Annotated in this window: 19 protein-coding genes; 8 read left to right on the top strand and 11 right to left on the bottom strand. The window is 62.7% G+C overall.

Going from position 1 to position 18,638, the window contains the following annotated elements; translation table 11 throughout:
• Nucleotides 1–6: 6 nt before the first annotated feature.
• A complete protein-coding gene (gene nqrM / locus I6L45_RS01360; protein WP_043758642.1) occupies nucleotides 7–231 on the top strand; it encodes a (Na+)-NQR maturation NqrM in 225 nt (74 codons plus the stop codon).
• 75 nt (nucleotides 232–306) lie between these two features.
• Here nqrM and I6L45_RS01355 read toward each other — a convergent pair whose 3' ends face one another.
• Nucleotides 307–519 carry a hypothetical protein gene (locus I6L45_RS01355; protein WP_043758644.1) on the bottom strand — a complete coding sequence of 71 codons (213 nt, stop codon included), beginning with the start codon at nucleotides 517–519 and terminating at the stop codon, nucleotides 307–309.
• A gap of 190 nt (nucleotides 520–709) precedes the next feature.
• On the opposite strand from I6L45_RS01355, the gene dinB reads away from it, so the two are divergent.
• The 6 genes from dinB to rlmM all read left to right on the top strand — a co-directional run bounded on the left by dinB (nucleotide 710) and on the right by rlmM (nucleotide 7,351).
• Complete coding sequence (gene dinB, locus I6L45_RS01350) at nucleotides 710–1,762, top strand: DNA polymerase IV (RefSeq protein WP_216983235.1); 1,053 nt, start codon at nucleotides 710–712, stop codon at nucleotides 1,760–1,762.
• Between the two features lie 67 nt (nucleotides 1,763–1,829).
• Nucleotides 1,830–3,965 carry a methyl-accepting chemotaxis protein gene (locus tag I6L45_RS01345; protein ID WP_216983234.1) on the top strand — a complete coding sequence of 712 codons (2,136 nt, stop codon included), beginning with the start codon at nucleotides 1,830–1,832 and terminating at the stop codon, nucleotides 3,963–3,965.
• 282 nt (nucleotides 3,966–4,247) lie between these two features.
• Nucleotides 4,248–5,168, top strand: coding sequence for a transcriptional regulator GcvA (locus I6L45_RS01340; RefSeq protein WP_029313926.1), 921 nt, complete (start codon nucleotides 4,248–4,250; stop codon nucleotides 5,166–5,168).
• A 30-nt stretch (nucleotides 5,169–5,198) separates the two neighbouring features.
• Nucleotides 5,199–5,834: an alpha/beta fold hydrolase gene (locus I6L45_RS01335; RefSeq protein WP_216983233.1), complete on the top strand. Its 636-nt coding sequence runs from the start codon at nucleotides 5,199–5,201 to the stop codon at nucleotides 5,832–5,834.
• Nucleotides 5,835–5,877: 43 nt separating this feature from the next.
• Nucleotides 5,878–6,264, top strand: coding sequence for a DUF423 domain-containing protein (locus I6L45_RS01330; protein WP_216983232.1), 387 nt, complete (start codon nucleotides 5,878–5,880; stop codon nucleotides 6,262–6,264).
• Nucleotides 6,257–7,351 carry a 23S rRNA (cytidine(2498)-2'-O)-methyltransferase RlmM gene (gene rlmM / locus I6L45_RS01325; protein WP_216983231.1) on the top strand — a complete coding sequence of 365 codons (1,095 nt, stop codon included), beginning with the start codon at nucleotides 6,257–6,259 and terminating at the stop codon, nucleotides 7,349–7,351. The genes I6L45_RS01330 and rlmM overlap by 8 nt, the downstream gene beginning before the upstream one ends.
• A 67-nt stretch (nucleotides 7,352–7,418) precedes the next feature.
• Here rlmM and I6L45_RS01320 read toward each other — a convergent pair whose 3' ends face one another.
• From I6L45_RS01320 to queF, 7 genes are all read right to left on the bottom strand, one after another.
• Nucleotides 7,419–7,862 carry a hypothetical protein gene (locus I6L45_RS01320; RefSeq protein WP_216983230.1) on the bottom strand — a complete coding sequence of 148 codons (444 nt, stop codon included), beginning with the start codon at nucleotides 7,860–7,862 and terminating at the stop codon, nucleotides 7,419–7,421.
• Nucleotides 7,863–7,981: 119 nt separating this feature from the next.
• Nucleotides 7,982–8,989: an isocitrate dehydrogenase gene (locus I6L45_RS01315; RefSeq protein WP_210548081.1), complete on the bottom strand. Its 1,008-nt coding sequence runs from the start codon at nucleotides 8,987–8,989 to the stop codon at nucleotides 7,982–7,984.
• A 143-nt stretch (nucleotides 8,990–9,132) separates the two neighbouring features.
• The gene (gene xni, locus I6L45_RS01310; protein ID WP_216983229.1) at nucleotides 9,133–9,942 is read right to left on the bottom strand and encodes a flap endonuclease Xni; all 810 of its coding nucleotides are present in this window, start codon (nucleotides 9,940–9,942) and stop codon (nucleotides 9,133–9,135) included.
• A gap of 123 nt (nucleotides 9,943–10,065) precedes the next feature.
• The gene (gene ppnN, locus I6L45_RS01305) at nucleotides 10,066–11,421 is read right to left on the bottom strand and encodes a nucleotide 5'-monophosphate nucleosidase PpnN (RefSeq protein WP_043758673.1); all 1,356 of its coding nucleotides are present in this window, start codon (nucleotides 11,419–11,421) and stop codon (nucleotides 10,066–10,068) included.
• A 156-nt stretch (nucleotides 11,422–11,577) separates the two neighbouring features.
• Nucleotides 11,578–13,179 (bottom strand): diguanylate cyclase, encoded by a 1,602-nt coding sequence (locus tag I6L45_RS01300; RefSeq protein WP_216983228.1) that lies wholly within the window; start codon nucleotides 13,177–13,179, stop codon nucleotides 11,578–11,580.
• An 85-nt stretch (nucleotides 13,180–13,264) separates the two neighbouring features.
• On the bottom strand, nucleotides 13,265–15,535 hold the full coding sequence (locus I6L45_RS01295) for a hypothetical protein (RefSeq protein WP_216983227.1): 2,271 nt from the start codon (nucleotides 15,533–15,535) through the stop codon (nucleotides 13,265–13,267).
• 110 nt (nucleotides 15,536–15,645) lie between these two features.
• Nucleotides 15,646–16,494, bottom strand: coding sequence for an NADPH-dependent 7-cyano-7-deazaguanine reductase QueF (gene queF / locus I6L45_RS01290; RefSeq protein WP_216983226.1), 849 nt, complete (start codon nucleotides 16,492–16,494; stop codon nucleotides 15,646–15,648).
• A gap of 105 nt (nucleotides 16,495–16,599) precedes the next feature.
• Here queF and syd point away from each other — a divergent pair, with 105 nt between their 5' ends.
• Nucleotides 16,600–17,148, top strand: coding sequence for a SecY-interacting protein (syd, locus tag I6L45_RS01285; protein ID WP_134696486.1), 549 nt, complete (start codon nucleotides 16,600–16,602; stop codon nucleotides 17,146–17,148).
• Between the two features lie 78 nt (nucleotides 17,149–17,226).
• Here syd and I6L45_RS01280 read toward each other — a convergent pair whose 3' ends face one another.
• The 3 genes from I6L45_RS01280 to I6L45_RS01270 form a co-directional block, all read right to left on the bottom strand.
• The gene (locus I6L45_RS01280) at nucleotides 17,227–18,012 is read right to left on the bottom strand and encodes a Zn-ribbon-containing protein (protein WP_216983225.1); all 786 of its coding nucleotides are present in this window, start codon (nucleotides 18,010–18,012) and stop codon (nucleotides 17,227–17,229) included.
• A 9-nt stretch (nucleotides 18,013–18,021) separates the two neighbouring features.
• Entirely contained in the window at nucleotides 18,022–18,321 is a 300-nt protein-coding gene (locus tag I6L45_RS01275) for a DNA-binding protein (RefSeq protein ID WP_134696484.1), read from the bottom strand.
• A 77-nt stretch (nucleotides 18,322–18,398) separates the two neighbouring features.
• Entirely contained in the window at nucleotides 18,399–18,635 is a 237-nt protein-coding gene (locus I6L45_RS01270; RefSeq protein ID WP_043758684.1) for a DUF2789 domain-containing protein, read from the bottom strand.
• Between the last annotated feature and the right edge of the window lie 3 nt (nucleotides 18,636–18,638).

The following is an 18,638-nucleotide window of genomic DNA, read 5'->3' as shown; positions in this document are numbered from 1 at the left end:
AACGACATGCAGATCTTTCTGATCACCTTCGGGGTGTTTCTGATGGTCGTGGTGGCCATGGCCATCGGCTACATCTTCCAGCGCAAATCCATCTCCGGATCCTGCGGGGGCCTCGGCACCATAGGCATCGAAAAGGAGTGCGACTGCCCTGAGCCTTGCGACAACCGCAAGAAGAAGATGGCCAAGGAAGAGGCCCGTCGCAAGATGCTGGTGGATAACCGCATCATCTGACGGCACACATCTGCCCCGGCAGGAACATCCCGTGCAAGCGAGCCGACCCTGGGTCGGCTCGCTTTTTTATGGCGTTCAGTAATCGTATTGACCGCACGCCTTCTTCTTGAACTCCGCCTTCCTCTTCGCCAGCTCTTCCCTGGTGCCCAGTTCATCTCCCTGCCTGATGGCGGTTTCCAGTATCTCGATGCGCTCGTACAACCAGCTGCACTCGGCCGTCGGGTGATCCTTGGCCATGGTCGCCAGTGGTAACAACAGCAGGCAGAGCCCCGCCCGGATGATGCTCATGCTCTCCTCCTTGAGTCTCGTGTGGATGTGGCCCTGAGAGTCTATGCCGCCGCGTCCGCTCGCAGACTGGTAGAAATGACAGGGCTGGGGTAGCATGAGTCAACAAACTGGTTATCCATACAGTGGTGTCGCCGGCAGGCCGCCCCGCCCGTGGCCATATGGCCGGCATCGACACGACAACAGACCCGACATGCGAAAGATCATTCACATCGACATGGACTGCTTCTTCGCCGCGGTGGAGATGCGGGACAACCCGTCCCTGCGGGACGTGCCGCTCGCCATCGGCGGCGCCGCCGATCGGCGCGGCGTCATCTCGACCTGCAACTATGTGGCGCGCCGTTTCGGGGTGCGATCCGCCATGCCGAGCGCCCTGGCCAGGAAGCTCTGCCCCCCGCTGGTGTTGATCCCCGGGCGGATGGCCGTCTACAAGGAGACTTCCCGCCAGCTGCAAGCCATCTTTAGGCGCTACACCGAGCAGGTGGAGCCGCTCTCCCTCGATGAGGCCTACCTCGATGTGACGATGAGCCCCCACTGCGGCGGCAGCGCCACCCTGATGGCGACGGAGATCCGCGCCGCGATCAACGCCGAACTGGGGTTGACCGCCTCGGCCGGGGTGGCCCCGAACAAGTTCCTGGCCAAGCTCGCCTCGGAGCAGCGCAAGCCGGACGGCCTGTTCGTGATACGGCCCCGGGAGGTGGACGAGTTCGTGCGCCAGCTCCCCCTCGGCAAGCTGCCCGGGGTCGGTCGCAAGACGGCGGATCGGCTGGAGTCCCTCGGGCTCTACTCCTGCGAGGATGCGCGCCAGCTCGGCAACGAGGAGCTGATCGCCCGTTTCGGCAAGCTCGGGGAGATGCTGGCCGGCCGCATCTGGGGCCACGACGAGCAGCCGGTGCAGGCCCAGCGGGTGCGCAAGACCATAGGCGTGGAGACCACGCTCGCCAGCGACGTGCTGGACGAGGCAGCCTGCTGGGAGGTACTGAGCCGGCTCATCCCCGAGCTGGAGCTGCGTTTTGCCAAAGCCTGCCCGGCGGAGATGCTGATGGGGCAGGGGATCAAGCTCAAGTTTGCCGACTTTCACCAGACCACCGTCTACCGCAAGGGCAGCTATCAGGCCGTCCGCTTCCACGATCTGTTGCACGAGGGGCTGCAACGGGCTCAAGGAAAACCCATCCGTCTGCTGGGTCTGGTGGTCGGTCTGCCCGGGGCCGGGGAAATTAATCAACTGAGCCTGGATCTGAGTTGATTTAGTTAAGTTTTTGTATCCAAAACCGATACAGTGTTCACCTCCGTAAACGATAGGAAATCGTGGCATGAGTTCTCTTTCCGTTCAGGGGCGGATCACCCTGATTGCCGGTTGCTGCCTCCTGGCCAGTGCCGCCGCACTGGTTGCCTCTTCTCTCTTCAACGCAGCCCGCATGCAGGAGCAGGTGCTCACCTCCACCACCCTTGAGGGACAACACGCGGCAGAAAACTGGATGCAGGCCATAGGCGCCACCCAGGCGGCCAGGGTGACCAGCTACCTCGACGAGGCCTACTTCAGGGCCAGCCTCTTGGCGGAGAGCATACTGTTCCAGCGCAAGAACGCGGCAGACAACTTCGTTCACTCCGAGGCGCTGCGCAATGCGGTGAACCAGCAGCTGCAGGATGCGGCAGAGTCGTCGACCAACCTGCTCGGCGTCTATGCGGTGTTCGAGCCGAACCAGCTCGACGGGGAGGATGACAACTACCAGGGATCGACGGCGCTCGGGGCCAACGACAAGGGACGTTTCTCCAGCTATTGGGCCAGGGTCGATGGCAAGGTGACCCTGGAGGTGATGGACGAGGCGATGCTGGCCGACGACAAGCCATCCGAGCACGGCAGCCCGAACAACGAGTGGTACGGTTGCAGCGTGCGCAGCAAGGCGCTCTGCCTGCTGGAACCCTATGTGGATGACGTGGGCAACCAGCAGGTGCTGATGACGTCGGTGACCGTCCCCATGCTGGAGGAGGGGAACCTGCTCGGCATGGTCGGGGTGGACATCTCTCTCGCCACGTTGCAGAGCCTGGTGGAGGAGATGGACAAGACGCTCTATCAGGGGCAGGGCAAGGTGCTCCTGCTCAGCAGCGAGGGGCGGGTGGCCGGCGTGCAGGGCTTCAAGGTCGAGCTCGGCAACCTGCTGGAGCAGCAGAACCTGGCGCAGGATCTCAAAGGCTGGCTCGCCAGGGGGGAGGTGGCGACCCGCTGGAGCCCGGACGGTGCCCTGCTGCAGACGTTCGTGCCGGTGAGCATGCGCGGCACGGATCGCAAGTGGGGCATCTACGTCGAACTGCCCCGCGCCGTGGTGCTGGCGTCGGCCCTGCAGCTGCAAGGGGAGCTGGAGGATCAGTCCCAGCGCAGCGTAGCCACCCAGCTCCTGATTGGTGGGGGGATCTCGGCCTTCGCCCTGCTCTGCATCTGGCTGATGGCGCAGCGCATCGTTGCACCGATCCGCACCGTGGTGGCCCGCCTCAAGGACATCGCCAGCGGCGAGGGGGATCTGACCCAGCGCATCGTGCTGCAGCGGGATGACGAGATAGGCGAGCTCGCCAAGTGGTTCAACAACTTCCTGGACAAGCTGCAATCCACCATCAGCCAGGTGATCGACACCGTGTCCGGTACCCGGGCCAGTGCCGTCCTGGCGGCCCAGGGGGCCGAGCGAACCAGCGCCGGCATGCAGTCCCAGTATCAGGAGGTGGACCTGGTGGCGACGGCGTTCGAGGAGCTGAGTGCCACCGCCCTGCAGGTGGCTGGCAACGCCAATTCGGCGGTGAGTGCGGCCAACGAGGCGGACATGGCAGCACAGGAGGGCAAGGCCGTGGTGGCGCAGACGCAGGAGGCCATGTCGAAACTGATGACGGTGATCAGCGACGCAAAACCTGTGGTGGAACACCTGGCCGCCAACAGCGACAACATCAACGACATCCTGGTGGTGATCCAGGGGATCGCCGAGCAGACCAACCTGCTGGCGCTCAATGCCGCCATCGAGGCGGCGCGGGCGGGCGAGCAGGGGCGCGGCTTCGCCGTGGTGGCGGACGAGGTGCGCAATCTGGCGGGCCGCACCCAGAACGCCATCGTCGAGATCCAGAGCCTCATCGGCCAGCTGCAGTCGGGGACGGAGGCGGTGGTGAAGGCGATCCTGACCGGCCACAGCCAGGCGGATGTGACCCTCACCAAGGTGGAGCAGTCAGTCAGCGTGCTGGAGCAGATCATCCAGGCGGTCGGCACCATTCACCAGATGAACGAGCAGATTGCGAGGGCCGCGCAGGAGCAGAGCGGGGTGGCGGACGAGATCAACCGCAACGTCAGCAATATCCGCGACGTGAGCCACACCATCAGGGCGGAGGCGGCCACCTCCGCCGACAACGGACGGGAGCTGTCGCAGCTGGCGGACAAACAGCAGCAGCTGGTGGGGCAGTTCCGGGTGTAGACATAAGAAAAAAGGCGCCATCCAAGGGGAGGCGCCAAACACATTCAGATGACAGACTGGGTTAAATCGCACTGATTTAGCCCTTCTTCCCGCAGAGGAAGAAACACAACACCACAATCTTTGTCGACTCACTCACAAAAACCACATGTAAACCAACATGGAAGAAAAGGTGTGAGCCATATGACAACGAATTGCAGGGCGAATTATGTTTATTCACTGGTCGACCCGCAACCGACAATTTATAATGCGCCCCATTAGAAAAATTCATCGTCGGCCGATTCCATGTCTCGTCGTTTACCCCCGCTCAATGCCCTGAAAGCGTTTGAAGCCGCGGCTCGTCACTTGAGCTTTACCCGTGCAGCAGAAGAGCTGTTCGTGACCCAGGCCGCCATCAGCCACCAGATCAAGGCGCTGGAAGAGTACCTCGGCATCAAGCTGTTTCGCCGCAAGAACCGCTCCCTGCTGCTGACCGAGGAGGGGCAGAGCTACTTCCTCGACATCAAGGACATCTTCGCCTCCATCTCGGAGGCGACCGACAAGCTGCTGGCCCGCAGCGCCAAGGGGGCGCTCACCGTCTCCCTGCAGCCGAGTTTCGCCATCCAGTGGCTGGTGCCCAGGCTGGTGAAATTCAGCGAGCGCCACCCCGACATCGACGTGCGGATCAAGGCGGTGGACATGGACGAGGGGTCGCTGACCGACGACGTGGACGTGGCCATCTACTATGGCCGTGGCAACTGGCCGGGCCTGCGCTCGGACAAGCTGCACACCGAATACCTGATCCCGGTCTGCTCGCCCTTGCTGCTGACGGGCCCCAAGCCGCTGCGTACCCCGGACGACCTGACCCGCCACACCCTGTTGCACGACACCTCCAGGCGCGACTGGAAGGCCTGGTTCCGCCAGCTCGATATCGATGCCCCCAACGTCAACCAGGGGCCCATCTTCAGCCACTCCACCATGGTGATCCAGGCGGCGATCCACGGCCAGGGGGTGGCGCTGGGCCACAGCGTGCTGGCCCAGCCCGAGATCGAGGCCGGGCGCCTCATCTGTCCGTTCGAGCAGGTACTGGTGAGCAAGAACGCCTTCTATCTGGTGTGCCAGGAGCAGCAGTCCGATCAGGGCAAGATAGTGGCCTTCCGCGACTGGATGCTGGAGCTGGTGGAGCAGGAGGAGGCCCGCCGCCGGGCCCGTCTCGCGGATGCCTGACGGGCAACGCCATTGTCGAGGGAGAATTGGATGAGTGACCTGACAAGAGAGGGGGCGAGCGACGCCCCCGTTCGCATTCTGCTGGCCCACGGCGCGGGAGCGGGCATGGAGCACGCCTTTCTCGCCGAGCTGTCGCGCCTGCTGGCGGGGCCGGACATCGAGGTAGTGCGTTTCAATTTCCCCTACATGAGCAAGCGGGCACAGGATGGCAAGCGCAGTCCGCCGGACCGGCAGCCCGTGCTGCTCGCGCACTGGCGCGAGATGGTGCGGGAGTTTGCCCATCCCAGGCTGTTTCTGGCGGGCAAATCCATGGGGGGGCGGATGGCGGCCGAGCTGTTTCAGGACGGGGACGGCGAGATGAATGCTGCAGGATTGATCGTTCTCGGGTATCCTTTCCACCCCCCGGCCAAGCCCGATCGCTGGCGAGGGGAGGTGCTCAAGCAGATCACGACGCCCACCCTGCTGCTGCAGGGGGAGCGCGATACCTTCGGTTCTCGCGCCGAACTGGCCGATTTCCCCTTCTCACCCGCCGTATCGGTCCACTGGCTGACCGATGGGGATCATGGTTTCAAGCCGAGGAAGGCGAGCGGCCTGAGTGAGCAGGAGAACCTGCGCCTGGCCGCAGAGCGGATCAAGGGCTTTGTCGCGGCGACGGGCCACTCCTGATGCAAGCTGGCGAGTCGCGGCGATAAGAGAGCAAGGAGAGAGGATGCAGATCCATCGACATTGGCTGATGCTGGCGGGCTTCTTCGGCCTGACGGCCACCATGCTGGGGGCCTATGGCGCCCACGGACTGGCGGCGACCGGTATCGCCCCCGCGCTGCTGGCGGCGTTCAATACCGCCGTGCAGTATCAGTTTTTCCACGCCCTGGCCCTGTTGGTGCTGGGGTGGTGCGGTGTGCGCAGCAAGGTGATTACCTTCGCGGGCACTGCCTTTGTGCTGGGGATCCTGGGGTTCTCCGGCAGTATTTATGCCATGGTGCTGCTTGGCAGCAAGGGGCTGGGGCTTGTCACCCCGGCCGGTGGCCTCTGTTTTATGTTGGGATGGGCAGCCCTGATCTGGGCTGGCTGTCGTCTTGGAGGAAAAAATGAATAATCTGCTGCTTTATTGCCGCCCGGGTTTTGAGAAAGAGGCGGCGGCAGAGATCACCGAGCGCGCCAGCAACATGCAGTGCTACGGTTTTGCCCGGGTCAAGGACGACAGCGGTTATGTGCTCTTCGAACTGTATGACGAGGAGCAGGCCGACCTGCTCGCTCGCAAGCTGCCGTTCCGGGAGCTCATCTTCATCCGCCAGATGCTGGTGGTGACCTGCGAGCTGAAGGATCTCGATCTCTCGGATCGCGTCACGCCCATTCTGGAGGCAGCCCGGGACTACGCCATCTGCGGCGATCTGCGGGTGGAGACGGCCGATACCAACGAGGCGAAGGAGCTCTCCGCCTTCTGCCGCAAGTTCACCGTGCCGCTTCGCCAGGCGCTGCGCAGCAACGAGATCCTGACCAAGAAGGAGACGCCGCATCGCCCGGTGTTCCACGCCTTCTTCCTGGCCAATGATCATGTGATGCTGGGTTACTCCTACTCCTTCAACAACTCCACTTTCCACATGGGGATCCCGCGTCTGCGCTTCCCGGCGGACGCCCCGAGCCGCTCCAGCCTGAAGCTGGAAGAGGCCTTCTATGTCTTCGTGCCGCGGGAAGAGTGGGACTTGCGCCTCTGCTCCGGCCTGAAGGCGGTGGATCTCGGGGCCTGCCCCGGCGGCTGGACCTATCAGCTGGTGCGCCGCGGCATGATGGTGACCGCCGTGGACAACGGCATGATGGCCCAGTCCCTGATGGATACCGGCCAGGTCAAGCACATCCGTGACGACGGCTTCGTCTGGCGTCCGAGCAAGAAGAACACCTACTGGCTGGTGTGCGACATGGTGGACAAGCCGGCTCGGGTGACCCACATGGTCGCCGACTGGTTCCGGGAGAACGACTGCCAGGAGGCCATGTTCAACCTCAAGCTGCCGATGAAGAAGCGTTACGCCGAGGCGGTGCACAACATCGAGGTGCTGCGGGAGATGCTCAGGGAGATCGACAACAGCTTCGTGATCCAGGCCAAGCAGCTCTACCATGACCGCGAAGAGATCACGGTGCATGTCTTCAACAAGTATTGGGTCTCCAAGCTGACGCCCAAGGCCTGATGTTGCGAATGTGCTCCTGAACAAAAAAACCGGACGGCAACGTCCGGTTTTTTTGTGGGCGATGCCCTCAGAAGCGGTAGTCAAAGCGCATCATGGACTCGTCATCGGTGATCTTGACCTCGATCTGGAGGGGAATGGTCTTGTCGGTGGGATTGAACTGCATCTTGACGCCATCGCCCCGCAACTTGACCGAGGTATTGATGCCACCGGCATTGAACTTGATCCTGGGTCTTTGCTTCTCGAAGGAGAGGCTGACGCTCTTCTCGGCGGTCAGGTTCAACTTCTGGTAGGCGCTGATCTGCTTGCCGCCATTGCTGTCGGTGATGATGTCCACGCCCAGGGAGAGCGGCTTGGGCGTCTTGAGCAGATCGTTGGTATCCAGGGTGGACTGCCAAGTCTGCTTGGCCGGTTGTTCATGCTGGGGTGGCGGTGTCAGCCAGGCGTTCTCGATGGGCCTGTCTAATGCCATGGTACTGCTGCTGACGATCAGCAAGATGAAAGTAGCACGCATAGTGGATCTCCTTATCCCTCATAAGAACATAGTATTCATCTGGCGAGGGAGGAAGGCGGATCCGGCATAAAACAAAGGGAGCCGAAGCTCCCTTTTTAAATCAATAGGTTATACCTGTTTTACAGACGTTCTATGATGGCCTGGGTGAATTCGCTGGTGGACGCGGAGCCCCCCAGATCCCGGGTCACCCGATCACCGGATTCGATGGTCGCGCGAACCGCCTCGCGAATGCGCTCGGCCTTGTCCTGCATGCCCAGGTACTCCAGCATCTGGATGGAGGCGAGGATCACCGAGGTGGGGTTGGCGATGTTCTTGCCGGCGATGTCCGGTGCAGAGCCGTGCACCGCTTCGAAGATGGCGGCGCCATCCCCGATGTTGGCACCCGGGGCCATGCCCAGACCGCCTACCAGACCGGCGCACAGATCCGAGAGGATGTCGCCGAACAGGTTGGTGGTGACCATCACATCAAAGCGCTCAGGGTACATCACCAGGTTCATGCAGGCGGCGTCGACGATCATCTCTTCGCTCTGGATGTCCGGGTAGCGGGCCGCGATCTCGCGAGCCACTTCCAGGAACAGGCCTGAGGTGGATTTGAGGATGTTGGCCTTGTGGATGATGGTGACCTTCTTGCGTCCCTCCTGACGGGCCAGCTCGAAGGCGAAGGTGACGATGCGTGCAGCCCCTTCCCGGGTGATGATGCTCATCGCCTCGGCGCTCTGGTTGTCGTCGCTGCGCTTTTGTCCGGCACCGGAGTACATCCCTTCGGTGTTCTCGCGCACCGTGATGATGTCGATGTTCTCGTAGCGGCTCTTGGTGCCCTTGAAGGAGAGCACGGGGCGCACGTTGGCGTAGAGGTTGAACTTCTTGCGCAGGGATACGTTGATGGAGGTGAAGCCACCGCCGACCGGGGTGGTGAGGGGGCCCTTCAGGCTGACCTTGTTCTTCTCAATCAGGTCCAGCGTGGCCTGGGGCAGCAGCTCGCCGTGCTTCTCCAGCGCCACCAGACCGGCGTCGGCATATTCGTATTCGAAATCACAACCGGCGTGGGTCAGGATCTGGATGGCGGATTCGATGATGCTGGGGCCGATGCCGTCGCCCGGGATGACGGTAATTTTTCTTTTTGACATGAGACGTATCCACTTCTAGGGAACAGAGGGAGAGGATTCGGCGGATTTATACCATTTTTGCATCACTTCCTCCATGTTTCTTTACATATATCCCATTTATGTCAACAGGTACGGCCTCCCACTGTGCCATGGCGTGCTGGGGATCACGCCTGTGCACCGGCGTCGGGCGGATAGCGGATCTCCTTGAGGTTGAACCCCAGGGGAATGTCACGCTGGAGTTGCACCAGCCGCCGGGCCAGCAGGGCCTCTTCCTTGTGCTGGCGCAACTTGAGCAGGGGCCTGGCGGCATCCTCCTGCTCGCAGACGGTCAGCATGGCGGCCAGGTCCCCGTATTGCAGCAACAGCTGGGTGGCAGTCTTGGGGCCTATGCCCGGCACCCCCTTGATGTTGGAGCCGCCGATGCCGGTCAGGGCCCAGAAGTCCACGAGCTGCGCCGGGGCGACGCCGTACTGCTGCTGCACGAAGGCGGCGTCCAGCCAGCGCTTGTTGAAGTAGTCGCGGATCCGGATCTGCGGGCAGATGAGCTGGCAGAAGCCCTTGTCGGTGGAGATGATGGTTGCCCTGCCCCCATGCTGGGCAAGGCCGCTGGCCAGGGTGGCGACAAGATCGTCCGCCTCGTCGGTCTGGGAGAGCAGGGCATCGACGCCACACTCCCAGAAGGCATCCTGCAGATCGGCCAGCCCCTCTCTCAGCTCGTCCGGCATGGGCGTACGCCCCTCCTTGTAGGCCGGATAGACCTCCTTGCGCCAGCTGTGCACATCGCAGCCACTCTCTCCGTCAAAGACTGCGATGGCGTGGGTCGGCTCGCTGCTGGCCAGCAGCTTTCTGGTGGTGTTGATGAGGTTGGCGCGGGTGGCGATCAGAGCCTGGGCCGGAGTCAGCCCTTGCTGGTTCTGCACCGCGTGCAGGCGGCGGATGAGGTTGAGGGCATCGATGATGAGCAGGTGTGGCATGGGGCATTCTCGGGCGTCGGGGGGCTCATTGTAACAAGGGATGGACACCATGCTAACCCTGCTGGGAGGAAGGGGCGGACATGAAGAAGGGGCCTTGCGGCCCCTCCTTCATCTGGTGACATCTCACTTCACGATTTCGTAGCAGGGGATGTACTGGCTGCCCGGCAGCTTCATGCGCTGCTGCTTGACGAAGCTCTCCAGCAACCTGTCCATCAGGTGCATCAGCTCCTTGTCGCCGTGCAGTTTGAAGGGGCCCTTCTTCTCGATGGCCCGGATGCCCCCTTCCTTGACGTTGCCGGCGACGATGCCGGAGAAGGCGCGGCGCAGGTTGGCCGCCAGCAACTGGGGCGGCTGGTTACGGTGCAGATCCAGGCTGGCCATGCTGGCGTGATCCGGCTCGAACGGTAGCTGGAACTCCGGTTCGATGCGCAGGGACCAGTTGAAGGAGTAGGCATCCCCCACCGACTTGCGGTATTCGCGGATCTTCGGCATCGCTTCCTTCATCACGCGGGCCACCTCGGGGGCATCGCCGATGATGATGCGGTAGAGGCTGGTGGCCGCTTCCCCCAGGGTCGCCTTGACGAAGTCATCGATGGCACGGAAGTAGTCCGCGCTCTCCTTCGGGCCGGTCAGCACGATGGGGATGGGTTGGCGATCGTTGGCCGGGTGCATCATGATGCCGAGCAGATAAAGCAGCTCCTCGGCGGTGCCGACCCCGCCCGGGAAGATGATGATGCCGTGCCCCAGGCGCACGAAGGCTTCCAGCCGCTTCTCGATGTCAGGCAGGATGACCAGTTCATTGACGATAGGGTTCGGCGGCTCGGCAGCGATGATGGAGGGTTCGGTGAGGCCGATGTAGCGGCCATTGCGCACCCGCTGCTTGGCGTGGCCGACGGCAGCCCCCTTCATGGGGCCCTCCATGGCGCCCGGACCGCAGCCGGTACAGATGTTCAGCTCGCGCAGCCCCAGCTCGCTCCCCACCGCCCGGGTGTACTGGTATTCCACCTCGTTGATGGAGTGGCCGCCCCAGCAGACCACCAGGTTGGGGTCGGCGCCGGGCAGGATTGCCTTGGCGTTGCGCAGGATGGCGAACACCACGTTGGAGATGTGGGTGGAGCTGGTCAGGTTGACCAGGCGGTTTGATTCCAGCTGGGTCGACACATAGAGGATGTCCCGCAGCACGGAGAAGAGGTGCTCCTGGATGCCGCGGATGATCTCGCCGTCGACGAAGGCATGCTCGGGGGCGTTGAACAGCTCTAGCTTGACCCCGCGCTCGCGCCGGATCACGTGAATATCGAAGGACTTGAAGCGCTCCAGTATCTCTTTGGAGCTGTCGGTGTGGCTGCCGGAGTTGAGCACCGCCAGCGAGCAGTTGCGAAACAGTTGATAGATATCGCTGGAGGCGGTCTGCTTGAGGCGATCCACCTCGAGCTGGGACAGCAGGTCCATGCTGCCCACTGGATTGATGTGTGTAATCATAATTCCCCTTTCACTCGCTTGTTATCGTTGTGCTTTCCCTGGGGAGAAAACGGGATGCCTGGGCATCCCTCTTTTCGATAGTAGAGGCAAGGGGGTGGGCAGGGGAATAGGGGACAAGTGCGTTTGCCGGTTTTTTAGCCTCAGTTAAGCCCGGATTCAGGCGAGATTGACCTGATCCCGACCCGAGTGCTTGGAGCTGTAGAGCGCCTTGTCGGCACGCTCGAATGCGTCCGTGGTATGGTCGCCGGTGCGAAACAGGGTGGCACCGATGGAGATGGTGATCTCGACCCTGGCATCGCGGAAGCGGAACGGAATGCTCTTGACGGTCTGGCGCAGGTTCTCCAGGGGCTTCTGGTACTTGTCCGGATTGATGTTCGGCAGCAACACCACGAACTCCTCCCCCCCGAAGCGGGCGATGAAGTCGGTATCCCGCAGGGCATTCTGCAGCGCCTTGGCGACCACCTTCAATGCCTTGTCGCCGGCCATGTGGCCATAGTTGTCGTTGATGTTCTTGAAGTGGTCGATGTCGATGATGGCCAGGCACAGCGGGGTGCCGTAGCGCAGCCATCGCTTGTATTCGAGCTCGAGCCGCTCGTCGAGGGCCGCCCGGTTGTGCACCTGGGTCAGGCTGTCGAGGAACAGCTTGTGCTTTTGAATGGTGAGCCGCTTCTTGTATTCGGCCGTCTCTTCCTTCATGAGGCGCAACTTGGCCTCCATGTTGGAGAGGTGGGTGAGCAGGTGGCGCTCGCGGTGGCTCATCTCGTCGCGCTCCTGCTGCAGGCGGCGGATGGTGTTCAGGTGGCCGGAGATGGCCCCCTTGAGCGTCTGTGGCGAGTCGTGGTCGGCCATGGTGCGATCGATGGCGGTGAGCTCCCGCTCCAGCGCCTGACCGCTCAGGTGGGAGGCATTTTGCAGCGCACGGCCCTCGTCCAGGGACTCGGTAAAGTTGAAGTGGACCGCGGAGAGGCTCTCGTTCAGGGTGCTGAGAAACGCCTGGGAGGCTTTGCGCTCCTCCCGGGTGCCTTCGATGATGAGTTCGATGATCTGCAGGCAGACCTCGGCCAGCAGGGCAGGGCTGATCCCCCCGAGCAACTGGCGGCGAATGTCGGCCAGGCTCTCGCCCACGGCCCCGGCGAAATCCAGCTCGGTGATGAGGCGCTGCAATTCATCGGAGATCTGGGCATGGGCCTTGATGTCGAAGGAGTCGGCAGGCGCCGGGCTGGAGAGCTCGGTGGTCATCTCCGGGGACGGCGGGATCAGCGGCTGGCGCGGCAGCAGCTGGATCTTGATGGCCTGCTGGTAGAACTCCAGCAGCCGGATCACCTTCTTCTGGTGATCGCCGATGCCATAACACTCGGGACTGGCGAGAAACTCCTTGAGGGAGCGCCGGGTCTCTTCCGGAAACCCCTTGATGGCCTTGAGCTGCTTGCTGCCCAGATCGATGGCGGTCCGGGTCAGGCTGATGGACTCTTCCATGGTATGGCTGTGCTGCTGCAACAGCTTTTCGATGGTGGCGAGTTCGGCATCTATGGTGGTGAGCGGGGGATTGCCATCCAGCTTCTGCTTGAGCTTGGCGAGGCGGTTGTCCAGCTCGCGATCGTGGCCACGGCAGGCCTGCATCAGCTTGGCGATGAACTGGATGCTCCGGGCGCGCTCGGCGTCTGAGAACGTGGCCATGCCATCGAGCTCCTGCTGTTTCTGCTGGAGGGATTCCCTGAGTCTTGCCAGTTGTCCTGTTACGGCAGCCATATCATTCATTGTTCAGGTCGCCCTGTCGTCATTATCGTTTTTGTGTCGTCCAGCAACAGTAAGCCAATGAAAGACCCCGTTGAGTACCTTGTTGTCACGGATTGTCCGGCGCTTTCGTCCGTGAAAGGGCAAGCCAGTTAACCCATTGCTTTTCATGAGAAGAATTTACTTTTACCAGTCCCTTGTCAATTGCCATCAAGCAGCATTGCCACACATCTCCATTAAAAAATGCGGCCTGCTGGCAATCGATGGCGGCCAGCTCCAGCCAGACACTTTGCTGGTATTTTTCGCTGAGCTGCATGGCCCCCGACAGCGCCAGGTAGCAGAGGTCGAACAGGCCGTGGTGATCGAGGGCGGTGGCGGCCTTGGGCAGGAAAGGATGGCTGACGATGCCGAGGCTGATGCGCCTGTCCAGTGGGTGCTCGCAGGGGAAGGCGGCCAGGGTCTCCAGCAGCTCCTGTGCCAGCTGGTGCAGCTGGGTCACGTGGCGCTGGGGCACCACATAGAGGAGGTGCCCCTCGCGCAGATCGTAAATGCGGCCATCCTGCGGGGTCAGCTTGGCGACGTAGCGACCGAAGGCTTGCTCAATCTCGCGGCTGACCTGGTAGCCATGTTGCTCCAGGCTGTTGATCAGGAAGGGGACCCGGAACAGCAGGTAGTGCAGCTTGTCATCAAACTCGCTGGTGGGACGCTCGCTCAGATACCAGCGCTCGGATTTTTGCTGGCGCTTGGCCATCTCCCTCGGCCAGCGGCTCATCAGTCGCTGCCAGTTGGCCAGGCCGCTGCGCGGTTCCACCAGCAGGGCCTCTCCCAGCTGCTTGGCATTCAGGCGGGCGACCCTCAGCTTGAGCCAGAGGGTAAAGAATAGGTAGATGAAGAGTGCCAGCAGCAACCCGGTGCTGACGCTGGACCAGAGGTAACGCTCCTGCTGGTGCTGGCTCTGGTCGAGCTGCTGCTCCAGCTCCTTCACCTGCTGGGCCCGCTCCACCTGGGCATAGTTGTCGCGCACCGCCTCCTGCTCCAGGGCGATCTGCTGCTGGCGTACCAGCTCGCTGCGCTGGTGGAAATTCTTGTAGCTCTGGAGGGCCTGCTGGAGGTAGCCCTTCTGCTCGTAGGCGATGGAGAGCAGGCGGAAGATCTCGAACTGGCGCCGGATGTCCCCGGTCCGGTTGGCCAGGGTCAGGGCGTTTTCCAGCTGCAGGATGGCGATCCCCGCCTCCTGCTGCTTGAGGTGAAGCTCCCCAAGGAGCAGCAGGGTGTCTATCAGCGACTCCTTGTCGTCCCCCAGCTCGTGGGACTGGCGCGCCGCGTTCAGGTAGTTGCGTGCCAGGTTCAAATTGCCGGTCTGCAGGTAGGTCTTGCCTATCTCGAACTTGAGGTGGGCGATGCGGGTGCGGTTGCTGTTCTCGTCCAGCAGATCCAGGGCGTTGAAGAAATAGACCAGCGCCATGTTCATCTCCCCCTGATCGCGGTTGAGACGGGCGAGCACGATCAGGGCATCGCTGAGCAGGGAGGGGTTGCCGAGGGCATGGAAGTAATTGGCCGCCTCGTTGGCGTATTGCAGTGCCTTCTGTGGCTCCTGCTCCGCCTGATAGAGGCTGATCATCTGGTTCGACAGCAGACCGAGGAAGAGGGGATCCTGCAAGTCCCTGGCCTGCTGCTGGGCATCGATATATTCCCCCAGGGCGAGCTGGGGCTGGCCAAGGGCCTGATAGAGATCCCCCCCGACTGCGCTGGTCCAGGCCCTGGCCAGGGGGTTCTTGGCCTGCTCGGCCCACTGGTGGGCTTCAACCAGCTGGTGCTTGGCCAGATCGAATTGCCGCTCCTCGATGCTGGCGTTGACGTGCAGCAGCCGGCTGTAAACCTGCAGCTGGCTCTCCTTGAGGGTGGGGCTGGCGAGCAGCTGGTCGAGCTTGCCGAGTTGGGCGGCGCTGGCCCCATGGGAGTGTTGCTGCAGGTTCTGGCTGCGGATCTGGAGGTAGAGGCCGTGAGCCTGCAGTTCGAACTGCTGCTCCTTCTCCGCCATGGCGATGCCCTGTGCGAAGGCCTCCTGGGCCGGCTTGAACTGGCCGAGCTGCTGCAGGCACTCCCCCTTGAGCAGATAAGCCCCCGTGGTCTGGGTCGCCGTGCCGTAGTTCAGCATGGGCTCCCGATAGCCGTACTCCTGGCGACTGCTGATGATCTGCTTGGGGTTGTTGGCCGTGCGTTCGAGGAAGGAGGTGGCAATCTGCACGCATCTGGCGGGATCGGTCAGCACCAGGGTCTGGGCCTGCTGCAGATCGATGGACAACTGCTCCTTCGCCAGATCCAGATCCGGAGCCGACAGGGAGGACATCATCATTGCCAGAAAAAACAGTTGATTCATTGGATTAAGAACGGCACGGAGGTGCAGGCATGTTATCCAAGCCCACCCCCGCACGTCCAGAGTTTACTGAGGGGGGCGTGATGGGCCGGATGCCTTCAGGGGGGCCGGATTTACTGGCGGATGAGGCGCAGATTCTCGGGTACCGCTTCCCAGTCGCTGCGGAAGGGATTGATGTCCAGGCCACCGCGGCGCGTGTAGCGCGCATAGACGGTCAGCTGGGTCGGGGCACAGAAGTGCTTGAGATCGGTGAAGATGCGCTCGATGCACTGCTCGTGGAACTCGTTGTGCTGGCGGAACGAGATGAGGTAGCGCAAGAGCTTCTCCCGGTCGAGGCGCGGGCCGCGATAGCGGATCACCACTGAGCCCCAGTCCGGCTGGCTGGTGACCAGGCAGTTGGACTTGAGCAGGTGGCTGTGCAGGGTCTCCTCCACCACCTCGGTGCCTGCCGCGCCCTGCAGCAGGGTCTCGTCGAACTCGTAGTGGTCGACTTCGATGTCCTGGTCGTCGATGCACTCGCCCGGCAGCTGCGCGATGCGGTGGGGAGCCTGATCGAGGGGGAAGAGGGTGACGCTCACCGGGGCACCGGCACAGGCGCTCAGATCCTGGGTCAGCAGCGCCTGTACCGCTTCGATGGAGTCGCACCGGGTCTGGTTGAAGGAGTTGAGGTAGAGCTTGAACGACTTGGACTCGACAAGGTTCGGGCTGGCGGCGGGCACGGCAACCTCGCCGAGGGCGACCACGGGCTTGCCCTTGGCATTGAGCCAGGAGAGTTCATACAGGGTCCAGACGTCGCAGCCCTCGAAAGGCAGCGTCTCCCCCAGGCCCAGATCGTCGCGGTTCAGACTGCGTGGCACGGGTTGAAGCAGGCTCGGGGTGTACTGGCTGATGTAGGCGGACTGCTGGCCCAGGCTCAGGCCCTTCAGCGCACTGGCGCCTGCGTATCTCTCTTGTTTGCTCATGCTGGTTTGCTCACGCTTGTCTGACAAAGGGTTTGATGGTGCAATGCCCGGATTTTTCGGTCACTGTCTTGCGGCCATCAGAGGCCGCTATTGTGGGGAATATCGATGTCGGATCAAGTCCTGTCTGCCCTGGAGCAGTTCTTTTTGCGCTGGCAGCGCGATGGCGAGGCGCGGCGAGGGCTGCCCCTGTGCGAGTGGGAAGCCGAGTGGCGCTCTCCCTGCGAACTGGATGAACCCAGGGAGGGGCGGGTCGCCTGGCGCGTGCACCGGCGTGCCGATCCCGCCGATTTCACGTCGATGAACGAGGCGCTCGAGCTGACCCTGCACCCGAGCGCCCTCGCCCTGTTTGGTCACTGGTTCAGCCGCCCCATCCCCTGTTCATACAAGGGGCTGCGTATCGAATTCATCCTGCCCTGGAACGACGCTGACCTGGACCTGCTCAAGGAGAACCTCATCGGCCATCTGCTGATGCTGCGCAAGTTGAAACGCTCTCCCTCGCTCTTCATCGCCACCACCCGCAACGAAATGACCCTGGTGTCGCTCGACAACGAGAGCGGCCAGGTGTGGCTGGAGTGGCTGGACTCCGGGCGTCGCCTGGTGCTGGCCCCCTCGCTGCCGGCGTTTCTGGCGCGGCTGGAGACGCTGCCGCAATAAGGCGGCATAGCCCCTCAAACGTGAAGAGCCTTGCCTGGCGGCAAGGCTCTTTTTCATGGTCGACCGTTGGATGAGGGCTCAATCCTTGAAATCCCAGGAGAGGTTGGAGACCAGGCGGCAGGGATCGCACTTGAAGTCGAAGATTTCGTGCAGGGGCTCTGCCAGTGCCCAGTCGCCGCCACAGCCCGGACAGGGGCGGGCCCGCTCCGCGGCGGCGCTCAGACCGCCGACCCGATAGAGATAGTAATAGGTGGGGATGCCGCTCAGGGCCTCCAGCCGCTTGACGAGATCGCTGCCCCGGCGATGGAGGCGGCTGCCCACCTCGCCGATCTCGTGCAGCGCCGCATGTTCGGCGATGGAGCCGTTCATCTGCAGCTGATCGCAGGCCTCCCAGTCCTCCTGCCACTTGATGATCTGTTTGTGGTCGCCATTGGCGACGGCAGGCAACCGGTAGAGCGGGATGGGGGCGAAGTGGTCGCCGCAGCGCAGGGGGGAGCAGCTGTGCAGGAAGCTGGTGTAGAGCAGCATCCAGCTCGGCCGTTCGCCCTGCTCGCCGCACGGATCCGTGCTGTCCGAGAGCAGATCCATCCCCTGAAGCTGGAGCTTGGGAGCGAGCAGGCCGGCCTGATGCAGACCCTGTTCGGCCAGGGCAACGAGTTCGCTCTGGTTGTCCGGGTGCAGGCTGTCCTGCTCCGGGCAGACCACCCGGCTGATGAAGTGTCCCTGGTGCATGCTGGTAGGAAACTCCCGCCCCAGGATCTGCCCCTGGTAGCGCAGCATGTCGAGGTAGTGGACGATGGCCCGCTCGGCTGCGCCGAGGGAGGTGTCGCGGTAACACTCAAAGGTGAGTTCGAGAATGTACATGGGGGCGAATCAGTCCGGCTTGTGGCTGAGCAGCAGGGCGGTCAGGCGATCGACCTTCTGCTCGAGCCGGTTGAGCTGCTCGCTCAGCTGTTGCAGGTCGACGGCGGGGGCGGCCTCGGGGGACGTCGCGGGGGCGCTGGCAGGGGCGGGGTCCGCCGGCTGGGGGTGCTGCTTCCACTGGCTCAGCACCTTGAGGAGCTCGGCCATGGGCACGGGGTGGGTGAGGCGTGCCTTGACCATGGCGGTGGAGGGGGTGATCCCCTTCGCGCTCAGTTCGTTGGCTATCTGGATGATCTCTTGGGCTGACATCTTGGCTCCTGCGCGGCCGTCTTGCTGGCTGGGGGAGAGAGCTTAACCAAAGCCCGGCGGCCAGGAAAGTGCGAGGCTCAGTTTGCCTGGCGCAGCATCACGTCCAGCTGGTCGATGGCTTCCGCCCAGTCTGAGTCATGCCAGAGCGCATCTCGCAGGAAGCCGGCCTGGGACGCAGTCCAGAAGGTGGCGTCCGGCAACAGGGTCTGGTTGTCCAGCGGGTGCTCCCGAATGAAGCGGTGTAGGCTGATGTCGTCATTGGCCAGCCCCAGCTGGGCAAACAGGGCTGTCATGTCATGGGTCAACAGTTCCATCTC

The sequence above is a fragment of the Aeromonas sp. FDAARGOS 1415 genome (assembly GCF_019048365.1).
Lineage (GTDB): Bacteria > Pseudomonadota > Gammaproteobacteria > Enterobacterales > Aeromonadaceae > Aeromonas > Aeromonas taiwanensis.
The sequence above is the reverse complement of the archived record's forward strand: the minus strand, read 5'-3'. Positions and strand labels throughout refer to the sequence as shown.